Source organism: Streptomyces marianii, from assembly GCF_005795905.1.
Taxonomy (GTDB): domain Bacteria; phylum Actinomycetota; class Actinomycetes; order Streptomycetales; family Streptomycetaceae; genus Streptomyces; species Streptomyces marianii.
Genome location: NZ_VAWE01000001.1, coordinates 480,515 through 502,301, shown reverse-complemented (window position 1 = coordinate 502,301; position 21,787 = coordinate 480,515). Strand labels below are relative to the sequence as shown.

Genomic DNA, 21,787 nt, shown 5'->3' with positions numbered 1-21,787 from the left:
GCATTGGGCCTGGAGGAGCCCGGGGCGGGCGGCGGACTGCCCCGGTGTTCCCGGGCGGCGCCTCGATGGGTACACAATCCGGCCGTCTGCACTACGATGCCCGCGCGGATGGCCGCTGGAACCGTCGGATCGGCTGGCGGTGCGGACAAGGACGCGTGACGGCGGAGGGGCGCTTTGCGTGGCGGAACGTACACCGTGGTCGAACAGACAACGGCCGACGTCGAGCCGCGGGAACGGGCCGACTCGTGGAGCGAGCAGGTCGACTTCCACCACACCCGGCTGGACTTCAGGTACGCCCGCCCGGACAGCTTCAGCGGCGAGATGACCAGCCAGCGCAGCGACACGTACGACCTCATCACCTGGCGAAGTGATCGGGTCGAGTACGAAAGAACGCCCCGGCTGGTGCGCCAGGCGCCCGCTCCGGACTACCGGTTCGTGTTCCCGCTCGAGGGCGAGCTGACCCTTCGGCAGGACGGCCGGCAGGTCCGGCTGACTCCGGGCCGCGGAAGACTGATGACGTTGGACGCCCCGTTCGAGTTGCTGCACGACTCGACGCTGAGGGGTGTCATCCTGTCCATACCCGCCTGCGAGATCGAGGGTCCGCTCAACCGGAAGGCCCCCCTGGACACCGGAGTCGACCTGTCCACGGGGCTGGGACGCGTCCTGCACGGCATGGTGGTCGGCCTCCACGACGAGCGCACGCGTCTCGACGCCACGCAGTTCGACGCCGTCACGGACCGCGCGGTCGAGTTGCTGTGCATGCTCGCCGCGGGTGACGACCGCCCGGACGTTCCGGATCACCTGGCCGAGGTCGAGGCGGTCGTCCGCCGTTACGCACGGGGCCATGCCGCCGATCCGGGACTCACCGGTACTTCCATGGCGCGAGCGCTCGGCTGGTCGCTGCGCCAAGTCCAACTCGCCCTGCAGCGAGCCGGGACCACCCCGCGCGAGCTGATCCGTGAGGAACGCCTGCGCGTGGTCCGTGATCGTCTCCAATGTGCCGAGTACGCGCACATGACGATCAGCGAACTGGCATGCGCCATGGGGTTCTCCTCCGCGAGTGCCCTGAGCACCGCCTTCCGCCAGCGCTTCGGGACCAGTCCGCGGGAGCTGCGTCGCCGGCACCCCCACGTCTGATCCGTACCTGCCTGCCCCGCCGCAGCCGTTGCCCCTCGGGCACCGCGTTTGCCGCCCGGACCAAAAAATCTGTGCAGTTACCTTGCGGTAACTACTGATGTTGTGTCAGATTCCCCGATGCCACCGGCCGGTGTCCCCCACCTCCACGCCATGCCCGAGGTCTTACACGGACCAGTCATGGCCAGACATCGGAGTCACACATGAGACGCACCGCAATGCTTGTCGCAGCCACCGCTGCGGTTCTGGCACCCCTCGTCGCCGTGCCTACCGCACATGCGGCGACGCGCAACCCGGTCCTGTTCGTGCACGGCCTCAGCAGCTCGGCCAGCACCTGGAACACCTGGATCGGCAAGTTCAAGGCGGACGGGTACGCGGCATCGGAGCTGCACACCTGGTCCTACGACTGGAAGCAGTCCAACAAGACCACGGCGTCGCAGCTGGCGGCGAAGGTGCAGCAGGTGCTCGCCGCCACGGGCGCCGAGAAGGTCGACGTCGTCGTCCACTCGATGGGTGCGCTGAACTCCCGCTGGTACCTCAAGTACCACGGCGGCACCTCGTACGTCGACGACTTCGTCTCGGTCGCCGGAGTGAACCACGGGACGGACGTCAGCCTGTTCTGCTCCTTCTACACCTCGTGCAAGGAAATGGTCATCGGGAGCAGCTTCCTGAAGAGCCTCAACGCCGACGACGAAACCCCGGGTGCCGTCAACTACGCCACCCTCTGGTCCACATGTGACGCCGCCATCAACCCGGACGAGTCGGCGAAACTGAGCGGTGCGACCAACACGTCGGTGGGGTGCAAGTCCCACAACAGCATGAACGACGACCACGGGAACTACACGAAGGTGCGGGACTTCATCGCCTGACCGGTCAGGTCCGGCCCCGCCTCGGCGGGGCCGGACCTCCGACGCGGCAGTTCAGCGCGCCGGGCCGACGCGGACGTCGTCCACCGCCCAGTACCAGTCGTTGCCTCCGCGGTAGCGGAAGCCCACCCGGATGTCAGTGGCGCCCGCGGGCACGTCGATGTGAATCGATTCGCCGGAGGCCAGGGCGGTACGGGTATGGCTCCTGGCCGTCGTCCAGGGCCCCCCGTCGAAGGAGACCCGGACCTCGGCCCGCTGTCCGGGCCAGTGGCGGTAGTGCGATCGGTAGCTCAGGGTGACCGCTGAACCGCCGGTCGTGGCCCAACGAGGGCTGATGAGAGTGGAGTCGAAGGAGCCTTTTGTGGACCGGTCGGACCACTCGTCGGAATCGGCGACGGCGAAGACGTCGCGGGAGCGGACGTTCGTCTCCCGGCACTGGCCCCACTGCGTCTGCGACCAGAACTCGTCCGTGGCGAAAGTCCATCCGCGCCATTCCGCCACACCACCCCCGCCCATCGCCGAGTTGTCGACCCGCCAGCCGTCGGGGGGAGTGTGGGTGAATCCGAGCGTCCCCGCCGGAACACCGGACTCGTCGACGCGGGTGCGCAACAGGGGGCGCACGGTGTCGAACGCGTCCTCGCCCGTTGTCTCCAGGGGCCGTCCGTCGAGGCCGTCGACCGCCACGCCGACGTGCGAGAGCGCCGTGGCGGCGACGTCGACCTGCCGTACGTCGTGCCGTACCGAGCCCGGGGAGATGCCGGGGCCCGTGGCGATGACGAAGGTGCCTCGCTCCTTGACGGTGAAACCGCCGTGACCGCCCTTGTCGGTGTGACCGTGATCCGTGGTGACCAGGATCTGCCAGTTCTCCTCGTGGTACTTCGGCCGTGTGGTGACGGCGCCCAGCAGCATCCCGACGTTCCGGTCGGTCCTGGCTATGGCGTCCAGGTACTGCGTGCTGGCGGCACCGTGGCCGTGGCCCGCCGAGTCGATCTCACCGAAGTAGACGAATGCGGCGTCGGGATCGCCCCCGTGCAACTCCTCGGCCGCCGCGACGGCGACCTTGCCGTCCTCGGTGCGGTTGCCGTTGGTCGAGCCGTCGAGGCTCAGCCGCTTGTCGACGGCGGAGGAGAACACGGGGCCGCCCTTGCGCGCCGAAGCCAGAGGTTCCCAGCCCGCAGCGGCATAGGTGGCGAGGGCGGGACGGGAGCGCTCGATGCGGGTCAGGAAGTCCGGGTGGCTGTCGAAGTCCGCGAGGAGGAAGAGGTTGCCCCACACCTTGTGCTTGTCCGGCCACACGCCGGTGGCGACCGTGGACCAGCCGGGGCCGGAGGACGTGAGGGCCATGGGCACGGTGGGAAGGGTGCTCGGGGCGGTCATCCCCTGTGCCATGAGGGAATGGAGGTTCGGAGCGTCGGCGGCCTTGACGCGGTCGAGGTTCGCCCCGTCCAGGCCGATCACCAGAACCCTCCCGGTGGCGGCCGCGGGCACGGTGGCGCTGCCCACCGCGGCGTCGGCCCGGGGCGCGGGGACGGCGACCGAGGTCGCCCCGACGAGCACTGCGGTGACCCATGCCACGGTGCTGAACCGTCGGGTGCGGGTGGGTCTGAGTACGGGCTTCACACGTACCTCCTGGATGACGTCGAGTGGTCCGGTCCGTCCGGGGCGGCGGTCGGTGCCCCTGCGGGTTGGTGGCCGGCGGCTTTCCGCCGGGGTCTCCCCGGTCAGCTGATGAGCAGCCCGATGCCTCCGAGCGTGTACACGATCATCAGCACCAGGAGGGGGACCTCTCCCGCCAGGGCCCGCTCCGGAGGGTGGACGCGTACCGATCTGTCATGTGCCGCGACGACGCCCAGGACATGTCCGGTGACCACGGACGTCACCTGCAGCGTGGCAAGGCCCCCGGGGCTGAACGGAGGTTCAGGCCCGGGCGGGCCGGCCGCCCCGGAACCCATCGCGGTCAGTACGGTGCGCGGACCCTCGGTGGCGAGGAGCGAGCTGTAGTGGGCGACCAGATAGCCGATGGCGATCGGCAGCAGGGAGTGGGCGAACGTGGTGAGCGGTCGGCGCACGGGCCCGGCCATGAGGCGGGCCGCACCGGCACCGACGACGTAGAGGGCGGCGACGGCGGCCGTGCCGCCCAGAAGCCCGAGCGTGGCCGTGGCGGTGCGGCCCAGTGGCGACGTCTGCAGTGTGGTGATCCATGATGGTGTGCCGGACGCGCCGTCGTAGGCGGTGCTGCCGAGCAGCACGCACATGACGGCCACGAGCCCCGGTGCCGGGGGAGTGCCGTCGAGACCGTGCAGCGGGCCCCGCACGACGAGCTGCCCGTCCGCGCGACGGCCGATCGGGGCCAGCCGCGCGAGGAGTCCGGAGTAGGCCTCGAACGCGTCGCACCGGTCGAACCAGTCACTGCCGAAGACCGCGGCGCCGGCGAGTTGCACGGACGCGTAAGCGAGCAGAAAGGCGAGCAGGGCGGAGGCCGAGGCCGGGGCGGGAGAAGCGAGTTCGAGCCAGGTGAAAGCGAGCAGTCCGGCTGCCGCGGGCCAGTAGCCGACTCGCTGCGGGAGCCGGCGGAACGGCTCCGCCGGGGAGCGGTGAACCACCCGGCAGCCCAGTGTGTGCAGCGTGCGCAGCGGGTTGAGGAGCCGCCACACGGGGCCGAGCAGGAGCGAGGCGGGGACCAGGCCCACCCAGAACAGGACGTAGACCGTGCCGGGGGCCGGATTGCGTTCGGGGTCGTCCGGGCCGAGCAGAAGATGAAGGAGGACCGCGGCGGTGGCGGCGAGCCCCAGTACGCGCAGCCCGGCACGGAGGGCGGGTGCCCTCGCCCAGCGCTGCACGCGGGCCGGCAGGGGACGGCCGGCGCGGTCGCCCCGGAAACGCGAGCGGGGCCAGAGGAGTCCCAGTGCGAGGAAGGAGACGAGCAGGGCGGCGAACGCTCCCGCGTAGGCGTGGAAGGCGGGGATCGGCAGGTCGTGCCCGGCGCCGACGCCGTGGGCGAGGCCGGTCCAACTGCTCATCGGACGGCCAGCTGCGTCAGCACCAGACCGGACCGGTGCATCTCCACCTCGAACAGCCCCGAACGGTCCAGGACGACCCGGAGTGTGGTGGTGCGGCCGGCCTCGACCTCCGCCGTGCGGTTCACGCCGTGCACGTGCAGTTCGTCGTCCGTGTCGCTGGTGACACGGATGGCGAGCAGGTCGCCCCTTCTCAGCTCGATCCGGCCCGGCTCAGGTCTGACGACGCCCGCGGCGACGGTGAAGTCGGCCGTTCTGTCGGGCTGTTCCGCTACCGGACGGTCGTCGGGAGGGGGCCCGGGCAGGCGCGCGGTGGCCTGCACGGGGACCCCGCCCACGGCCCACGCCGTGTGGTCGTCCGCGTAGAGGCGGACGGAGAGCGTCTTGGTGCCGGGAGGCACGTCGTCGGCGGACAGATGGTGCCAGCGGCCGTACGCGCGTGCGACCTTCTTGCCGTCCGCGAAGAGGTGGGCGTGTCCGCTGCCCAGGACGGCCGCACCGCCCACGCTGTCGGGGGTGAAGCGGAAGCGCCCGGCGTCGATGCGGACGTTCCATCCGTCGTCCGCGTCAGCCCGGACGGTCAGGGAGACGGTGGGAGCGTTCGCGGCGGGCACCTGCCGAAGCCGCTCGTGGTGGCCCGTGCCCGGGGTGCCCAGGAGCGTTCCGGCGCCGTCTGTGGCGACATCGTGGTTCGTTCCGGGGCCGTGGTGGGTGGTGGGCCGCTCCGTACAGGCCGCCCCCAGGGCGAGGGTCGCGGCCGCCGCCCAGATCATCGCGGCCGTTCCCGGGACGCGTCGTGCACCCCCGGCCTTCACGGGGAGACCCGCGCCGGGTCGTCCGCGGGCGAGGATGCGGACCGGTCCCGCGCCACCGTGTGTGCCGAGGCGGCCACCGCCCACAGGACCCATACGAGCCCCAGCAGACCTCGCAGCCACGCCGGACCGAGGGGAGTCCACGGAATCATCACGAAGGCCCGCTCGAACGCGTCCAGCAGCGTCAGCAGACCCAGCACCACGGTCGTCGTCCCGAAGGCCCGGCTGCCGTGCCGCAGCGCCAGTCCGGTGGCGGTCAGCCAGACCCCGATCAGTAGCAGCGCCAGGGGTCCCGCCACCGTCGGGGCGAGTGCCGTCGTCTCGCTCGCGACGTCGAGGACGAGTCCCGCCGCGCCGAGCGCGGTGGCAACGGTGACCAGGCGGTTCCCGCGCAGCCTGCGCCACCACAGGGCCCCTCCCACCACGGCGAGCACGGTGGCGACGCCGAGCGCGAGTTGCACCTCGATACGGGCGAAGCCCCGGGCCCCGTACCAGTCGCAGCCCGCCGGGAGCCGTCGAGCCTGGACGCTGTAGTCGGAGCAGACCAGCAACTGGACGACCTTCATGGGTTCGCCCACGATCCGGTGCGATCCGCCGAGGACGGCCCCGGTGTCGTCCCGGCACCGGGGCAGGGCCCGCGGGCTGCTGTCCCCCGTGTCCTGCCAGCAGTTGTCCGTGCCCTGGCCGTCCCACCAGACGTCGGTCCGGTTGGGTCTGGACTCGCCGCTCCTCGCCCTGCCCAGGTGGTTGTCACGGAACCGGTTGTGGTGCGAGGTGTCGGCCTGACGGGACCAGGCGTCCTCACCGCGCAGGAAGGCGGGAACGGCGTTGAGATGGAACGCGGTGCGCTGGTGTCCGTAGATCCAGTTGCCCTCGAACACGTTCCAGTTGCCCCCGGCGACGAGCACTCCGGTTCCGGGAGGGACCGAGGTCTGCGGGCACACGACGCCCTGTTCGTAGCCGCGTTCGGCGGGAGGCTTCGCGCACGTGCCGTCCCTGACGTACCGGTAGTAGTCCTGGTTGTTGTCGTGGATGAGGTTGCGCTCGAATCGGGCGTGGTTCTGGGGGAGGCCCGGATGGCCCGGAAACACGCTGTCCATCGACGCGCCGGCCATGTTGTGGTCGAACTCGTTGTCGTGGGCCCACACCGAATCGCCCGCGGTTCCCGAGTAGCCGAGCAGGTTGTGATGACTGCGGCAGCCGGTGATCTCGATGGAGTAGCGCGGCACGTCGTGGCCGCGCCCGCTGTTGATGTCCGACGCGCTGCCCGGGTAGATCCCCGAGTCACCGTTTCCGTACGACTCGCAGTCGCGGTACAGCCCGTGATCGCTCGCGAAGGTCAGAAAGCCGTACTCGTCGTTCCAGCGGGTGAGTACCCGGTCGATGACGAACCCGTCCACACCGAGCACGTACAGGGAGTTGAAGGTGGAGCGCTGGGCGGTGAAGTTGCGGAAGTAGACTCCGTCGGAGCCGTCGGCCCGGATCGCGTTGAGCTTGCGGTAGCCGGCGTCCACGACCACGTCGAGCGGGCCCGCGCCCGTTCCCTCGATCTGCAGGTCCCGCTTGCCGAGGACGGCCACGAGATTCTGGTTGTGGGGGCACTGCTGCTGCTGTGCGTAGGACAGGATCTGATATCCCAGGGCCGACTTGCGGGCCTTGAGCCGGGCGCAGTCGCCCTCGGGCTCCGGCTGGGAGGGCTCCTCCTCGTAGCGGCCGGGCAGGACGGCGATGTTCATGCCGGGCCTGTCGACGGCGTCCACCGCCTGCTGCAGATGCCGGAATCCCTCGCCGAGACACCGCTCGTAGAGCCGGAGATTCCGCTCGCGCAGCGCAGCGGGGAACCGGGACACGCGCCGCTCGAAGGCCGTCCTGTCGGTCTTGCAGACGAGGAGGTCGGGTTCGCCCTCGCGGTACGCGGGAACGCTTCCCGAGCCGTCGGGGAACGCGACTTCGCGCTCCTCGTGCGCCTGCGCGCCCGGGGGCGCACCCAGTGTCAACACGGCCGCGAGGCCCAAGCCGACCAGTGTTCGACGTGTCCACGTCATCCACATGCCTGCAAACTAGAACATGTTTCGGGTACACGGAAGGCGCTGGGCGCGAGATGTCCGGTGGACGACCACCCTTCCCCGGCCCTTGCCGGCGGTGAAACGTCCCTGGCCTGCGCTTCGAGCGTTCCGGTCAGGATCCAGGACAGGCCGCGCTTCCGGGCCGTCATCGGCCGGAGCCTGCTTGCCGTGGGCCGGCCGGTGCGCCGCCACCTTCAGGACGATCCGCCTGCCGACGCAGGACGCGGAGGGGCCGGTTCTGCCGGGCTCGACCAGATGCGGGTTTCCGGGCACGCCCCGCCGAGGACGACGGGTACCGCCTCTACGGCCGGGCGCCGGCGATGCTCGTCGAAATGCCCCTGATCACGATTGCGAGCCGGTGTCCCGGCTCGTGCGGTTGCGGCGCCGAACCAGAAGGGGAGTGAGGAGCAGGAGCGCGAAGAGCACGGCGAGCACGGCCGGCCCGGCTGAATCCAGGGCGTCCGCTGCGGCCCGCTGGATGCCGGTCGCCGCGTCGATGACCGGGTCCGTGGTGGTGGGGTCGCCCAGGGCACGGATCTCGTACCAGCCGTAGTAGGCGACGTAGGCGCCGACAAGGAGGAGCAGCCCGCCGCCGAGGCGCGGGGCGATCGCGCCGAGGCGGCGCAGTCGGGTGACGGCGGCGGTGCGGGTGAGGGCGACGGCCAGGGAGGCCGCACCGACGATCAGGCCCATCCCGGCGGCGTAGGCCGCGAACAGGACAACGCCTTCCGTCGTGGAGCCGCTGCGGAAGGCGGAGACGACGATGGCGAGGAAGGGGGCGATGGTGCAGCCGAGGGAGGCGGTGGCATACGCCATGCCGAACAGTGCCATGGAGGGCATGGAGCGTGTGACGGTGGGGGCGCGACGGAGTTTCGGGGCCGGGGTGGGCAGTTGGCGGCCTGCGAGGAGCCACGCTCCGGCGGCGGTGATGAACAGGCCGAAGGCGATGGTGAACCAGGGCAGGTGCTGCTGGACCTGGCCGGCGACGGGCTGGATGACGAGTCCGAAGGTGCCGAAGAAGACGGCGAAGCCGATGGTCATCGCTGTGGTGGCGGCGAGTGCCCGGCCGACGGCGACGGTGCGGCTGGGGGTGTCGTCGCCCATGACGAGCAGGGAGAGGTAGGCGGGGAGCAGGGCGAAGCCGCACGGGTTGACGGCGGCGAGTATTCCGGCGCCGAGGGCGACGGCCAGGGGCAGGTCGGCCATGAGGCGTTCAGCCGGTGAGGGCGGAGAGCTTCTCCGCCAGGCCCTTGCCGCCGGGGAGTACGCCCTCGTAGACGGTCTTTCCCGTCCGGTCGAGGATCACGTAGTAGCTCTGCTGGGTGATTTCGAACCGTTTCCACACCTCGCCCTTCTCGTCGGAGATGTGGGGGATGGTGTCGGTGCCGGTGTCGGAGACGAAGTCGCGCATGGCGGCGCCCTTGTCCAGGCCCGCGACGCCGACGACGTTCGCCTTGCCCCGGTTGGCGGCGGCGACCTTGGCGGTTTCGGCGGCCTGGCCCTTGCACGTCGGGCACCACGGTGCCCAGAACCACAGCACGGTGGGCCTGCCCGCGAGGGTCTTCGCGTCGAACGGCTTGCCGTCCACGGTGGTGGCGGTGAAGTCCAGTGCCTCGGGGACGTCTGCGCCCAGCGAGCCGCTGCCGCTGTCGGGGGAGCCGGCGGGCGAACCCGTGGGGGAGGACGCCTTGGAAGGTGGGACACCCGTGTCGCCGGCCGGCGCGGAACCTTCGTCCGAGCCGCATGCGGTCAGGGTGAGGAGGGCGGCGGCAAGGGCGGCGGGGAGGAGGACGCGGGCGCGCAAGGAGGACTCCTGAAGGGTCGGGACCGGTGGCGATGGTAGTAGTGGCGGCTCGAGCGGGCAGCGGGCCGGGGCCTTACGAATCGGTGACGTCGACAGGCGGCGTCCTCGGACCGGGGATCTTCGCGCGGGAGCTCCGACGGATGACCGTGTCCTCGACCGCCGAGAGAAGCGGCGCCCGACGGGCCGGTGGCACAGTGCCGTCCCGCGGCACCGGCACCTTCACCAGCACGATCCCTTGCTCAGGGGCAAGCGGACAGGGGTCGCCGCATACGAGCCGCCTCGGCTGCCGGACATGGTCTCGGTCGCCGGTCCGATGCCGACGCACGTGACCTACGCACGTGACCTACGCCTTCGCCCCGCTCCCGGACGGCGGCACGCGCGCCCGCATCCGCGTACGCGGTGACGCCTCCGGGCTCTACCGGCTTACCGGGCCGATCATGGAGCGCGAGGTGCGCTCGTCACTCGTCAGGGACCTCCAGGACCTTCAACGCCAGGTGAGCCGCCGAACGGGAGGATGAGGACGGTCACGGCGTCGCGGTCCCGCCGCTACCACGGCGTGCGTTCGGCGATCAGCAGCGCGTAGCCGAGGGCACCGTCCGCGATTGCCGAACGGGCGGCCCCCAGGACGGCAGGGGCAGCGTCGAGATCGACGCCCGCGGCAGCGAGGCGAGCCGGCGCGGTCATGCGCAGCAGGTTCAGCCGGGCCTCGATCTGGTCGATCATCCGCACCAGCGCCTGGTCGACGCGCTCGGTACGGAGCGTGCGCAGTCCCGCGCCGGCCAGGATCCCGGTGTACTCCCCAAGCGGCCGGGCGTCGGCGATGCAGGCGATCCGGGCGCCGAGGCCGGTGAGCCCGGGCGGAAGCCGGGTGGTGTCGACCGTGACGTCGGAGATGCCGAGGCGGCCACCGGGCCGCAGGACTCGAGCGAACTCGGTTGCCGCGCGCGTCTTGTCGGGGAAGGTGCACAGGGCGCACTCGCACACCACGGCGTCGAAGACGCCATCGGGGTACGGCAGGTGCTCGGCGTCCCCCGTGGTGAACCGTGCCCGGTCGGCGAGGCCGGCTGCCTGTGCGGCGCCTTGGGCGAGGGCGGTGTTCGCCGGCGCGTAGTCCACACCGTCGACGTCGGCGCCGTAGGCGTCGGCCAGCAACAGGGCGGTGGTGCCGCGGCCGGAGGCGACGTCGAGGACCCGTGCCCGCGAGGTCAGGATGAGGCCGTCGGCGAGGCGGCGGGTCAGGGTGGTGCCGCCGGGATGGTACGACTCGCCGAGGAGCAGGGCGACGACGTCGGAGGAGTACGCGGCGGCGCAGCACCCTTTCAGCTCCTCACCGGTGGGCGGCTGAGTCATGACGGGAGCGTCCCTTCTGCGCCGGGGGTGGTCGCGGTCTTGGAGCCGTACGGCGTCGTGGTGAGGCGTTCGGCGAGCGGCAGGGCGTTCGGCGCGACCGGGGCGACGGGGACGCCGGACATCTGCGCGCGGACCTGTTCGCGGTAGCCGACGGAGTTGTAGGCGCAGAAGGGGATGAGGCGTCCGTCGGGGGTGATCTCCTCGACGCAGCACTTCATCAGCTGCTTGACGTTGAGGGTGTAGGGGTCCTGGAAGTCCTGAACGACCACCATGAACGCCTTCTCGTCGAGGTCCTTCACCGCCTCGGGGAGGTCGATGCCGCAGGCTCCCCCGTAGCCTTCGGCACGGGAGGCGCCCCCAGCACAGCCCAAGGCCTCGGCGGTGGCCCGCAGTTTCTCCCCGGTCGTGGGGGTGCCCATGAACGCGGAGGCCGACCACAGCTTCTCCAGGGCCTCGCGGATCCCGGCGTCGGGCATCACCCGGTTGGTGACGTAGTCGAGGTGGTCCTCGATGTTGAGCAGCCGCGGGATGGGGACGACCGTTCGGTTGCCCGCTTCACCGTCGACCAGCAGATAGGTGATGGAGCGGCAGGTCGGGAAGCAGCAGGGCACGGGGAAGAAGTCGCCCTTCCGGAACCAGTTGGGGCGCTGGGCGTTGATGAGGCGGATGACGTCGGGGTTCGTGAGCCGTTGCAGCGGGTCGAACTCCACGTGCCGGCCGGAGTGGGTGACCGGCTGGAAGGCCACGGATCGTACGGCGGGATGGCCGATGCCGTACTCGATGATCGCCCCGAGCTCGTGCTCGTTCAGCCCACGCTCCACAGCGGCGACGAGCGTGACGGTCAGCCCCGCCTCAGCACAGTTGTCCAGGGCACGCTGTTTGAACGAACGCAGGTCACGGCCCCGGATCTCCAGGTGGGTGCGCTCGTCGAAGCCGTCGAACTGCAAGTAGACGTTCACCGACTTGCCCGGCACCTGATTGCGCCCGCCGAGCTCGGCGACGAAGCCCTTGTCGGTGGCCAGGCGGATGCCGTTGGTGTTGAGGTTGACGTTCCTGATCGGGCGGGCCTGGGCCAGGTCGATGAAGTCGAGGATGTTTTTGTGGACGGTGGGCTCGCCGCCGGAGAACATCACCACCTCAGCCTCCCCCTCGGATTCCACGAACGCGTCGAGCATCCGGGCGCACTGCTCGCGGGTGATGGAGTAGCCGTCCGGCTGGTGGCCGGAGTCGGCGAAGCAGATCGGGCAGTCCAGGTTGCAGCCGGTGTTGACCTCGATGATCCCCAGGCAGGCGTGCTGCTTGTGCTCCGGGCAGAGCCCGCAGTCGCTGGGGCAGCCGTCCTTCACCTCGGTCTGGAAGGCGAGGGGGATGGTGCCGGGCTTGTTGAACCGGGCCGACGACAGGTACTCCTCGGCATCCCCGTAGACCAGAGCCTCGAACTCACCGTGTGCACCACACCGCTTCCGCAGATAGACCTTGTCCTCGCGGATGTTGACCTGCGCATCGACGGGTGTCTTGCACAGCGGGCAGATGGACTTGGTGAACTCCACGAACACCTCGTCGCGGTCCGACTTGTGCGGAGGCGCGGGTGCCCGGGTCACGCGGAACTCCTCCATGAAAGGCCTTCCTCCACTCATCGGGTGTCGTCACGATCAGGCTCTCCGCCCCGCCTGCGAGGCGGGTGGTGCCGGGACGGTCGGGGGCGCTCCTCCGGACCGGCGCGTGCACCGGAGGCCGCTCACCGCAGAGCCGAGCGTCGCTCCGCCTCTCGTCGGACGGTGCCCAGGGAGGCCGCGACGGTCGCCTCCCACCGTGGGGCGACCAGGCCGCCCCACCATTGCCCGGCCCGCCACAGATCCGTGGCGAGTTCACCCTCGTAGACCAGCCGCGTGCCGGACCCGTGCCCGGTGAGGGTGAACGATTCGGTGACGGCGGGCACCGGCCCGCGCACCAGACGGAAGTCGACGCGCTCCGCGCGGGTGAACCGCACGGTCTCCACCGTCGTCGCCGTCAGCCGCCCGCCCGCGACCGGGGTGCGATGGGCGGCGAGCACCATGTCGCTGCCCCGTTCCAGCACCGTGACCTTCTCGCGCATCGCTCGGGTAGCTCGTCCCAGATACGGCTGGGCGATGACGTCGAAGACCACCTCACGCGATGCCGCGATATCGACGGTCTGCGGTCCGAGCGGCCGTGCGCGCCGGCCCACGCCCAAGTCCAGCGGCAGTGCCCCGGTCACCAGCCCGAGGTACCCGCCTGCCGCGCCCGCCACGGTTACCGCCCCCAGAGCACCGATCCACGCCATGAGCCCGACCCTCTCCACGCGTCCGTTCCTGTCGCACGTACGACGCTCAGGGCTGTCCCGCATCCCCCCGAGGGGCCGGCGCGCGGCGTCGGATGCGGTGCATCGCAAGGCGGAGCGTCGTCCTCATACTGGGTGTATTCGGATGATTCGACAACGCGGCGAGGCGCCGTGGCTGTCGTCGCGCGGCGTTACCACCGCATGCGAGACGTGGGCGTCCGGTTGACAGATCGGGTGACGCTGAACAGTGCGCACGCCGGCTCCGTATGAAGGTTGTGCCCTTCTCTGCGGGATCACCCTCAGGCCGGGTGCAGGCCCGGCCGTGCCAGGACGTTCTCGTGCCATGTGGGCCCTTGCCCGACCGGCGTGGGAGATTCGAGGAAGCGAGGCCCTGCGATGACGCGTTCGGACACCGAAGATGAACACATTCCCCGGGAAAGGGCGACCCCCGGTCTCCTCTCGGAGGCCGACCTCGTCGAGCGCCTGCGTTCCGGTACCGAAGGCGAAGGGCCGGCCGTCCGGGAGCTGCGGCGGAGACACCTCCCCGCCGTCGTGGGCTACGCGCAGCTCCACACCGTCAGCGGCCAGGCCGGCAGGCAGCTCGCCGACGAGGCGTTCTTCCGGGCGGTGGAGGAAGTCTGTGAAGGGGTCGATCCGTCAGGGACCTGGCGCCACCATGCGCTGACGCACGTAGGCGAAGCCGCGTTCGTCTGGGCCTTGGACGACCGACGGGAATGGCTGAGGCCCGACTTCCTGGCCTGGGTGCACACGGCGGACGTCGGCGGCGGATCCAGGGCGCCCAACGCCATGATCAGGGCCTTCTACCAGCTGCCGGAGCGGTTGCGGTCCGCCCTGTGGTACGCGGTCGTCGACGACGAGCCGTACTCCGAAGTCGCCACGCACCTGGGCACCACCTCGGGTGTCGTCCCCGATCTCGCAGCCAAGGCGCAGGTCGCCATGCGGGATGCCTACGCGCAGGAGCACCTGTCGCGCCGCGGCACCGCGGAGTGCCGTGGGTTCAGGCGCATCATCGAAGCCGCCGCGCAGGCGCGCGGCGGCGACCGGCACCCGGATCTGGCCGCACATCTGGCACGCTGCACCGACTGCGAGGTCCTGCTGTCCGGACTCACCGGGCTGTCCGGGAGTCCACGGACCCTGCTGGCCGAGGGGCTGCTGATGTGGGGCGGCGCCGCCTACACCGAGCGCGTCCCGATGCGCGGCACCCCCGAGCCGAAGCCGCTCGAGCAGAGCACTGCGCCCGGCGCTGACGGACGGGAGAGCCGGCTCGACGTTCATGCCGCACTCGGTGAGGACTCGAACGGTCCCGGCCGTCCCGGGCCCGCTCGTCGATCCGTCCCGGGACACCGGACCGTCAAGGCCGCCGGCGGCATGGCCGCCGTGGTCGCGGTGGCGGCGGTGGCCGCGGTGACCGCTCACGACGTCATGCCCGGGAGCTGGAACGTCACCGGTCTCGTGCGCCCCCAGCCGAGCCAGCCGGCCGACCCGTCTCCGTCCTCCACGCCCTCCCGTTCCGCCGACGGATCGCCGGCGGGAGGTCCGACTCCGGGTCCGGGCCGGAAGGCACCCGCGCCGGTACCTGTCGGCGAGCCCTCCCAGATCGTCCATGCGTCCACCGGGCTGTGCCTGGACGTGGAGAACCAGGTGGTGGACAAACGTGTCAGTGCCGTCGCCGCGCCGTGTGGCTCCGGGGCGACCCAACGATGGACCTTCGACACCGACGGACACCTGCACAACGAGGCCGACTCCGATTTCTGCCTCAAGGTCGGCGGAGACAGCGCGGTCGTCGGGATCCGGCCCTGCGCGTCCGACGACCCGGAGAAGCGATCGCGGATGACCTTCGTCATCAGTGAGAGCGGGGCGATCCAGTCCAAGCCCCTGTCCGACCAGGTCATCGTTCCCGTCGCCACCTCCTCCGGCGAAGTGCGGCCGTTGGTGCTCAAGGCGAGTTCCGGGGTGGGCGACGAACGCTGGGGGACCCGGCCGGTCGCGGCGGCCGGAGCGTCGCCCCTCCCCGTGGCGAGTGCCTCCTGACGACGGTGGCCTGCGGAAGGAAGAGGAGGGAAACGCACGTGCTCCATCGGGGACCTTCTCGGAGCTACGCGCGTGGAGTGGTGCCAGAGGGCGCAGGCCACGGGCGGCGCCGTCCGGTGCAGATGACATCGCCGAGCTCGCCCGCGATGCGGAGATGTGAGAGGACGAGGCCTCTGACCCGGTGAGCCCAGGCGCCTACCGACCGGAACTCGGCGGACCGCGACGAACCGTTCACGCGTACGCCGACACCTCGGTGTCGGCGTACGCGTGAACGGTTCGGGCCCGGTGGACCCGGTCGACCGCCCGGGTTCGTTGTGTGACCGCGATCTGTTCGGTGATTCCTGACCGACCTTCACATGGGGTCGGCCATGACGTCCGCGGTCTGGGTGAGGTGCCGGATGAGGAGCTCGGACGCGGCGTCGGCGTCGCGGGCCAGTGCCGCCTCCTCCAGCCGGCGATGCTCCAGGGCCCCGTCCCGGCCGGGGTTGCGGTGCGCCGACCAGCGGCGTGCCAGTTCGCTCGCGGTCCACATCCGGTCGAACGTCTGGAGCAGGACGGGGTTGCCGCAGCCCTCCAGCAGCGTTCGGTGGAAGACCCGGTGGGCCTCGGACCACGCGCTGCTGTAGTACTCGCCCTCCTCCGGCAGGTACGCCGGGGTGCGGGCCAGGCGGTGGTGGGCGGCGCGCACACGAGCCTCCCAGTCGACGTCCCCGCGCTCGATGGACATCCGCAGTACGACGGGTTCGACGGTCCGGCGGGCCTCCGCGATCTCCTGCCAGCGGCGGTCGGAACAGGCCGGGACGGCGAAGCCGCGGTTGGGCAGGCGGTCGGCGAGGCCCTCGCCGACCACCCGTACGAGCGCCTCGCGTACGACGGCCAGACTTACGCCCTGTTCCTTGGCGAGGTCCTGCGGTTTCAGCGGGTCGCCAGGGGCGTGGTCACCGCGAAGGATCGCGTCGCGCAGGTGTGCGTAGACCTGTTCGGAGAGCATCTGCTTCCCGGCGGGGGCCGAGCTGGGAGCCGTACGAGTCATGTCCACAGCATAGACGATGTGATAGATAATCGATTATCTGTGTTACTGTCGATTTGGTGATGGTCGGTAGGGCGCCGACGGGTGTCGTTCCGTCGCCCTCGGGGCCCGATGGCCGGCCGTACCGCCACCCCCAGCACACAGCTCTGAGAGGAACCGACGCGATGCACGCCAACGACCCCTTCGCCCGCCTCCCCGAAGCGGCCTCCTTCGCCGTCACCAGCGCCACCGTCACCGACGGGGCCGCCTGGCCGCCGGAGCAGCACGCCTCCGCCCTGCCCGGCGGGAAGGACATCTCCCCGCAGCTGTCCTGGAGTGGCGCTCCCGACGGCACCGAGGGCTATGCCGTCACCGTCTACGACCCCGACGCTCCCACCGGGTCCGGGTTCTGGCACTGGGCGGTGGCCGACATCCCCGCCACGGTCACCGAGCTGCCCGAGGGCGCAGGCGACGACACCGGCGCGGGCCTGCCGGAAGGTGCCTTCCAACTGCCCAACGACGCCCGCCTGGCCCGCTACATCGGCGCCGCCCCGCCGGCCGGGCACGGCCCGCACCGCTACTTCGTCGTGGTGCACGCCCTCGACGTCGCCTCCATAGGCGTCCCCGCCGATGCCACCCCGGCCGTCCTCGGCTTCACCATGGCCGGTCACACCCTCGGCCGCGCGGTGCTGACCGTCACCGCCGAGACGCCCGCCTGACGTCCGGCATGTCCCGACTCATCGACACCACGGAGATGTACCTCCGCACTCTCCTGGAGCTCGAGGAGGAAGGCGCGGTCCCGCTGCGCGCCCGCATCGCCGAGCGCCTGCGGCACAGCGGCCCGACGGTCAGCCAGACCGTCGCCCGCATGGAGCGCAACGGCCTGTTGCGCGTCGCCGGCGACCGGCACCTCGAGCTGAGCGACGAGGGTCGCCGACTCGCCGTGCGTGTCATGCGCAAGCACCGGCTCGCGGAGTGCCTGCTCCTCGACGTGCTCGGGCTGGAGTGGGAGCAGATCCACGCCGAGGCATGCCGTTGGGAGCATGTGATGAGCGAGGCCGTCGAACGCCGCGTCCTGAAACTGCTGCGGCATCCGACACACTCGCCGTACGGCAACCCGATCCCGGGCCTCGCCGAGCTCGGTGAGGAAGGCGCCGCCGATCCGCCCCACGCCGGCACCACGGTCAGCCTCAGCGACCTGAAGACCGGGCCGGACGGCGTCAGCGCGGTCGTACACCGCATCGGGGAACCGGTTCAGACCGACTCCCGGCTGATACACGCCGTGCGGTACGCCGGACTGCGGCCCGGCGCGGTCGTGAGCGTGACGTCGTCGCCCGGCGGCGTGACGGTCGGCAACGGCCGGGTGACCGCCGAACTCCCCGTGCCGACCGCCGCGCACGTCTTCGTGGCCAAGCCCTGAACCAAGCAGGGTGCCTGCCCGTCGGCGTGCCCGGTGCGGGCCCGTGGGCGGCCCTCGGCCAGGATCTGGTGGAGGGCCGTCCACGTCCGCCGCGATCCGCGATGCCGCCGACACCACGGCCGGGACGGCGCGTCGGCCACACCGGGTCCACCGCCGCTGCGGACCGTCCGTCGGGGAGGTTGGCCGGGACGGTCCCGTCGGAATCGGCATGTTTCGGTGTCGCCCGCAGGGCCGGGTCCGGCCGCCGTCGCCGGGCCTGGCGGGTGGCGCGGCGGCGATGCCGACCCGCCCGGCCCCCGGGGCCGGTGGGTTCACCGGGAGCGTACGAGGGCCTCCAGGGCCTCGTGGACGGTCCTCGCGGGACGGCCGATGGCGGTTCCGAGTGTGGGGTCGGTGACGTTGAACTCGCCGTTGCGCGACGCGGCGAACATCGTCAAGGCGAACTCCGCAGCCGGCCGCGGCATCCCGCCGGCGACTGCTGCGGATATCCAGTCGTCGTCGTCCATGACGACTCGCGTGATCGTCCGGCCGGTGATGCGTCCGAGCATTTCGGCGACGTCGGCGAAGTCCAGCGCGTGGCGGGCTGTCAGCGGCCGGGTGATCCCTTCGAGTGCTCCCTCTTCGGCCAGCGCCAGGGCCGCCGCCTCCGCCAGGTCCTCGTGGGCCGTCCAGGACACCGGGCCGTCCTGCGGCACGGCGAGGGTGCCCGTCTCCAGTGCCGCGCCGATGTAGGGCTCCAAGGTGGAGGCGTAGAACCCGTTGCGAAGGGCGGTGTAGGGGACCCCTTGCCGCTCGAGGTGCTCCTCGGTGGCTGCGTGGACCTGCTGCGGCGGGAAGAGCGACGTGGGAGAGGCTGCCTGGTGGCTGGTGTAGAGGATGCTTCGGGCGCCCGCTTCCCGTGCCGCGTCGACGGCGGCGCTGTTGGCGGCCAACGCGGCGCCGCCCCGGATGGCCGCGGAGACGACCAGGACACGCTCGGCGCCTTCGAAGGCGTGCTTCAGACTGTCGGGTTCGGTGAAGTCCCCCGCCCGGACGCGGACGCCGCGCTCGGCGAACTCGGCGGCCCTGCTCGCATCGCGGACGCTGACGCCGATCCTGTCGGCCGGCAGCCGCTCCAGGAGGCGGTTGACGATCAGCGCCCCGAGGCGGCCGGTGGCTCCCGTGATGATCAGCACTGGTGGCTCCCATCTCATGCGTTTCCAATGGAACTGAATCTACGTTATCAATGATAATTCCGATGGACGCAAGCCGCGTACCCACCTGGCCACGATCTGGCCGTTCCACCAGTTGAGTCGAGGGAACCTGGGTAGCGGAGAGATGGTGGTATCGGTGGAAGCATCGCTTGTCACGCGTAAGCGATACCATCGTCTCCATGGCATCGAACACGCAGCGGCGCGACATCACCCGGGACCGCATCGTGAAAGCTGCGGCCGGCCTGCTGCGTGAGCAAGGGCCGGCCGCGGTGACCACGCGCCGGGTCGCTCATGAGGCCGGGCTGCAGCCTCCTGCGCTTTACCGGATCTTCCAGGACAAGGGCGATCTGCTGGACGCCGCCGCGGAGCACGTCTTCGCCGAACACGTGGCGGGCAAGCAGACCACCGCACCCTCCGGCGACCCCGTGGAAGACCTCCGCGCCGGATGGAACCTGCAGATCAGCTTCGGGCTGGCCAATCCGTACGTCTTCGGCCTGTTGCTCGACCCGGCCCGTGCACGTGACACCCCGGCTCAGGCCGAGGGTGTGCGGGTCCTCGCCGAGCGTGTCCACCGAATCGCCGCCGCCGGACGGCTTCGGGTGAGCGAGGAGCGCGCCGTCAACCTCATCCGCTCGGCGGGCGTCGGAGCCGTCCACACCCTGCTCACCCTGCCGCCGGGGCGGAGCGACCCCCACCTGGCCGACGCCGTCTTCGACGCGATCACCCGCGCCATCCTGGTGGACGAGCCCGCTGTCCCCGCCCGGGATCCGGCGGCCGTCGTCGTGGCCTTCCGCACTCTCGTCCCCGAACTGCCCCATCTCAGCAACGCCGAAGCCGCGCTTCTCGACGAGTGGTTGCAACGCTGATCCGTCACTGCGCTGTGGGCCCCGGCCGCAACGGCGAAGTCCCGAACACCACTTCCTTCTGCGAAGCGGAACGAGGCCACGTGCCCGGCCTGACCTTCTCGGGGCGACAAGGCCCATTCGTCCCGCCGCAGACCGGGTGCCGGCGAGGCTCGCCGAGGTGCGGTTGCCGTCGGGGTCGTGGCCGAGGGGGCCCGCCGCGGAGCGGAACCGCAACGCGTACAGCCGGAAGTGGCCCCCGAGCACCCGGCTGGACGGTGTCGTTCATGGACGTCAGGATCGCCGTGGATGTCGTGGGCGAGGTGGCGGCGTTGGGTGTCGGACCGCGATCCGACGCGGCGGAACGGCCCGGCGCGCGGGCACTCACGGTGTCCCACGACGGTCCCCGTACCGCCGGGCGCCCGTCCAGAGCAGCACCATGGGTACCGCGCAGATCGCCGCCCCGACCCCGACGCTGATCTGGCACCCCTGCACGAAGTCCTGCTTCGCCGCCGCGGCGATGGCCTCACGCATGCCGGGGGAGGGGGCGGGCAGTGGCCGGCCGGGACCGATCTCGGCGACGTAGGCATGGGGGTTGGCCTCCTGGACGATCCGGTCGGCGACCGCGCGGCGGGCCGAGGCATCCGGAACCGCCTGGCGGAGATCGTCGCTGAGCGTGTGTCCCAGCCAGACGGCCAGGACGCTGCCGAGGACCGCGAAGCCGAACGTCGAGCCGACGGCCCGCTGGGCGCTGATGATGCCCGAGGCCATCCCGGACCGGTCCGCCGGTACCGACTCCATGGCGAGGGCGGTGACCGGGGTGGCGACCAGTGCGACACCGATGCCGGAGAGGAACAACCCCGCGATCACGACTCCCACGGAGACCGGCATCCCCACTGCTACGACGCTGAGCCCGACGACCAGCAGCGGCTGGCCGGTCCGGGCGACCACCAGTGGCCCGGACCGTGCGGACAACCGGCCCGCGACGGGCGAAAGCAGCATGATGGTCAGGGCGAGCGGGAGGATCAGCAGGCCGGCGCGTTGCGGGGAGTAACCCTCCACGTTCTGGAAGTACTGCGTGATCACCAGCAGCATTCCGTACACACTGAAGAACACCGAGAACAGCGTGACGATGCCCACGGCGTAGGCACGGCGGCTGAAGAGGCGGACGTCCATCATCGGGTCCCGGCGGTGGTACTCGTACCAGGCGAAGACGGCGCATCCCCCCACGCCCACGGTCAGCAGGGTCACGATCTCGACCGACCCCCACCCGAGCTGCTGGCCCTGGATCAGCCCGTAGGCGAGCGCGCCGACCGCCACGACGAACAGCACCTGACCGCCCATGTCGAACCCGCGGACCCGCTGCTCACGGGACTCGGCGACATAGCCGGTCAACAGCAGGACGAGCGCCCCGACCGGGACGTTGACCATGAAGACGGCACGCCATCCGAAGGTCTCGGTCAGTGCGCCGCCGATCACGGGGCCCGAGGCGGTCGCGACGTTCGCCACACCGATCCACAAGCCGATGGCCTGAGCCCGCTCGTCGTCGTTCCGGAAGGCGGCGCTCACCAGTGCCAACGAGGTCACGGTCACGGTGGCCGCGGCGATCCCCTGCATCGTGCGCGCGATCGCCAGCGCGGTGAGCCCGGGGGCCAGTCCCGCGGCCACGGAAGCCACCGTGAACACGGTGACGCTGCCGGCGAACAGGCGCCTCCGGCCGAACCGGTCGGCCGCGGTGGCCCCGGCCATGATGGAGGCCGCCATACCGATGGAGTAGGCGGCGACCACCCACTGCAGGCCCGACTCGCCGACGCCGAAGTCCCGCTGGATGTCCGGCAGGGCCACATTCGCGATCAGGGCGTCGAGGAAGACCATGGAGATGCCGAGCGCGGTCGTGGCGACCGTCATCGTCTGTCTCCTGGT

19 protein-coding genes are annotated in these 21,787 nt (G+C 71.0%); 7 read left to right on the top strand and 12 right to left on the bottom strand.

The annotated features are described in order from the left end of the window. Positions 1-195: 195 nt before the first annotated feature. A complete protein-coding gene (locus FEF34_RS02265) occupies positions 196-1,137 on the top strand; it encodes an AraC-like ligand-binding domain-containing protein (RefSeq protein WP_138051619.1) in 942 nt (313 codons plus the stop codon). Between the two features lie 200 nt (positions 1,138-1,337). Further along, positions 1,338-2,003, top strand: a complete 666-nt coding sequence (locus tag FEF34_RS02260) for an esterase/lipase family protein (RefSeq protein ID WP_138051618.1) — start codon at positions 1,338-1,340, stop codon at positions 2,001-2,003. Positions 2,004-2,054: 51 nt separating this feature from the next. Here FEF34_RS02260 and FEF34_RS02255 read toward each other — a convergent pair whose 3' ends face one another. The 6 genes from FEF34_RS02255 to FEF34_RS02230 form a co-directional block, all read right to left on the bottom strand. Then, positions 2,055-3,620, bottom strand: a complete 1,566-nt coding sequence (locus tag FEF34_RS02255) for an alkaline phosphatase family protein (protein WP_234042226.1) — start codon at positions 3,618-3,620, stop codon at positions 2,055-2,057. A 101-nt stretch (positions 3,621-3,721) separates the two neighbouring features. Further along, complete coding sequence (locus FEF34_RS02250) at positions 3,722-5,020, bottom strand: hypothetical protein (protein WP_138051617.1); 1,299 nt, start codon at positions 5,018-5,020, stop codon at positions 3,722-3,724. Beyond that, on the bottom strand, positions 5,017-5,790 hold the full coding sequence (locus FEF34_RS02245) for a hypothetical protein (protein ID WP_138051616.1): 774 nt from the start codon (positions 5,788-5,790) through the stop codon (positions 5,017-5,019). Before FEF34_RS02245 ends, FEF34_RS02250 begins: the two co-directional genes overlap by 4 nt. 38 nt (positions 5,791-5,828) lie before the next feature. Further along, positions 5,829-7,874, bottom strand: a complete 2,046-nt coding sequence (locus FEF34_RS02240; RefSeq protein ID WP_138051615.1) for a right-handed parallel beta-helix repeat-containing protein — start codon at positions 7,872-7,874, stop codon at positions 5,829-5,831. Positions 7,875-8,237: 363 nt separating this feature from the next. Further along, positions 8,238-9,101, bottom strand: coding sequence for a cytochrome c biogenesis CcdA family protein (locus FEF34_RS02235; RefSeq protein WP_138051614.1), 864 nt, complete (start codon positions 9,099-9,101; stop codon positions 8,238-8,240). Between the two features lie 7 nt (positions 9,102-9,108). Then, positions 9,109-9,699, bottom strand: coding sequence for a TlpA family protein disulfide reductase (locus FEF34_RS02230; RefSeq protein WP_138051613.1), 591 nt, complete (start codon positions 9,697-9,699; stop codon positions 9,109-9,111). Positions 9,700-10,037: 338 nt separating this feature from the next. Between FEF34_RS02230 and FEF34_RS02225 the strand changes: the two genes are divergently transcribed. Beyond that, positions 10,038-10,217 carry an SRPBCC family protein gene (locus FEF34_RS02225; RefSeq protein ID WP_199800631.1) on the top strand — a complete coding sequence of 60 codons (180 nt, stop codon included), beginning with the start codon at positions 10,038-10,040 and terminating at the stop codon, positions 10,215-10,217. Between the two features lie 28 nt (positions 10,218-10,245). Here the strand turns inward: FEF34_RS02225 and FEF34_RS02220 are convergent, their stop codons facing one another. The 3 genes from FEF34_RS02220 to FEF34_RS02210 all read right to left on the bottom strand — a co-directional run bounded on the left by FEF34_RS02220 (position 10,246) and on the right by FEF34_RS02210 (position 13,369). Next, entirely contained in the window at positions 10,246-11,049 is an 804-nt protein-coding gene (locus tag FEF34_RS02220) for a class I SAM-dependent methyltransferase (protein ID WP_138051612.1), read from the bottom strand. Further along, positions 11,046-12,665: a radical SAM protein gene (locus tag FEF34_RS02215; protein WP_138051611.1), complete on the bottom strand. Its 1,620-nt coding sequence runs from the start codon at positions 12,663-12,665 to the stop codon at positions 11,046-11,048. Before FEF34_RS02215 ends, FEF34_RS02220 begins: the two co-directional genes overlap by 4 nt. Before the next feature lie 122 nt (positions 12,666-12,787). After that, positions 12,788-13,369 (bottom strand): SRPBCC family protein, encoded by a 582-nt coding sequence (locus FEF34_RS02210; RefSeq protein ID WP_234042225.1) that lies wholly within the window; start codon positions 13,367-13,369, stop codon positions 12,788-12,790. A gap of 375 nt (positions 13,370-13,744) precedes the next feature. Between FEF34_RS02210 and FEF34_RS02205 the strand changes: the two genes are divergently transcribed. Next, positions 13,745-15,400, top strand: coding sequence for a ricin-type beta-trefoil lectin domain protein (locus FEF34_RS02205; RefSeq protein ID WP_138051610.1), 1,656 nt, complete (start codon positions 13,745-13,747; stop codon positions 15,398-15,400). Positions 15,401-15,752: 352 nt separating this feature from the next. Here the strand turns inward: FEF34_RS02205 and FEF34_RS02200 are convergent, their stop codons facing one another. Further along, positions 15,753-16,433, bottom strand: coding sequence for a GntR family transcriptional regulator (locus FEF34_RS02200; RefSeq protein WP_138051609.1), 681 nt, complete (start codon positions 16,431-16,433; stop codon positions 15,753-15,755). Between the two features lie 161 nt (positions 16,434-16,594). Here FEF34_RS02200 and FEF34_RS02195 point away from each other — a divergent pair, with 161 nt between their 5' ends. Together FEF34_RS02195 and FEF34_RS02190 are read left to right on the top strand one after the other, a co-directional pair. Then, the gene (locus FEF34_RS02195) at positions 16,595-17,128 is read left to right on the top strand and encodes a YbhB/YbcL family Raf kinase inhibitor-like protein (protein WP_138051608.1); all 534 of its coding nucleotides are present in this window, start codon (positions 16,595-16,597) and stop codon (positions 17,126-17,128) included. 8 nt (positions 17,129-17,136) lie between these two features. Next, positions 17,137-17,829, top strand: a complete 693-nt coding sequence (locus FEF34_RS02190; protein ID WP_138051607.1) for a metal-dependent transcriptional regulator — start codon at positions 17,137-17,139, stop codon at positions 17,827-17,829. A 311-nt stretch (positions 17,830-18,140) separates the two neighbouring features. Here FEF34_RS02190 and FEF34_RS02185 read toward each other — a convergent pair whose 3' ends face one another. Next, a complete protein-coding gene (locus FEF34_RS02185) occupies positions 18,141-19,004 on the bottom strand; it encodes an NmrA family NAD(P)-binding protein (protein WP_138051606.1) in 864 nt (287 codons plus the stop codon). A gap of 197 nt (positions 19,005-19,201) precedes the next feature. Here FEF34_RS02185 and FEF34_RS02180 point away from each other — a divergent pair, with 197 nt between their 5' ends. After that, positions 19,202-19,888, top strand: coding sequence for a TetR/AcrR family transcriptional regulator (locus FEF34_RS02180; RefSeq protein ID WP_138051605.1), 687 nt, complete (start codon positions 19,202-19,204; stop codon positions 19,886-19,888). Positions 19,889-20,248: 360 nt separating this feature from the next. On the opposite strand, the gene FEF34_RS02175 is transcribed toward FEF34_RS02180, so the two are convergent. Then, entirely contained in the window at positions 20,249-21,772 is a 1,524-nt protein-coding gene (locus FEF34_RS02175; protein ID WP_138051604.1) for a DHA2 family efflux MFS transporter permease subunit, read from the bottom strand. Between the last annotated feature and the right edge of the window lie 15 nt (positions 21,773-21,787).

Coding starts and splice junctions, on each gene's coding strand:
- FEF34_RS02190 (WP_138051607.1), top strand. CDS start 17,137: ATGTCCCGACTCATCGACACCACGGAGATGTACCTCCGCACTCTCCTG.
- FEF34_RS02245 (WP_138051616.1), bottom strand. CDS start 5,790: ATGATCTGGGCGGCGGCCGCGACCCTCGCCCTGGGGGCGGCCTGTACG.
- FEF34_RS02260 (WP_138051618.1), top strand. CDS start 1,338: ATGAGACGCACCGCAATGCTTGTCGCAGCCACCGCTGCGGTTCTGGCA.
- FEF34_RS02240 (WP_138051615.1), bottom strand. CDS start 7,874: ATGACGTGGACACGTCGAACACTGGTCGGCTTGGGCCTCGCGGCCGTG.
- FEF34_RS02235 (WP_138051614.1), bottom strand. CDS start 9,101: ATGGCCGACCTGCCCCTGGCCGTCGCCCTCGGCGCCGGAATACTCGCC.
- FEF34_RS02180 (WP_138051605.1), top strand. CDS start 19,202: ATGGCATCGAACACGCAGCGGCGCGACATCACCCGGGACCGCATCGTG.
- FEF34_RS02215 (WP_138051611.1), bottom strand. CDS start 12,665: ATGGAGGAGTTCCGCGTGACCCGGGCACCCGCGCCTCCGCACAAGTCG.
- FEF34_RS02220 (WP_138051612.1), bottom strand. CDS start 11,049: ATGACTCAGCCGCCCACCGGTGAGGAGCTGAAAGGGTGCTGCGCCGCC.
- FEF34_RS02205 (WP_138051610.1), top strand. CDS start 13,745: ATGACGCGTTCGGACACCGAAGATGAACACATTCCCCGGGAAAGGGCG.
- FEF34_RS02250 (WP_138051617.1), bottom strand. CDS start 5,020: ATGAGCAGTTGGACCGGCCTCGCCCACGGCGTCGGCGCCGGGCACGAC.
- FEF34_RS02200 (WP_138051609.1), bottom strand. CDS start 16,433: ATGACTCGTACGGCTCCCAGCTCGGCCCCCGCCGGGAAGCAGATGCTC.
- FEF34_RS02175 (WP_138051604.1), bottom strand. CDS start 21,772: ATGACGGTCGCCACGACCGCGCTCGGCATCTCCATGGTCTTCCTCGAC.
- FEF34_RS02195 (WP_138051608.1), top strand. CDS start 16,595: ATGCACGCCAACGACCCCTTCGCCCGCCTCCCCGAAGCGGCCTCCTTC.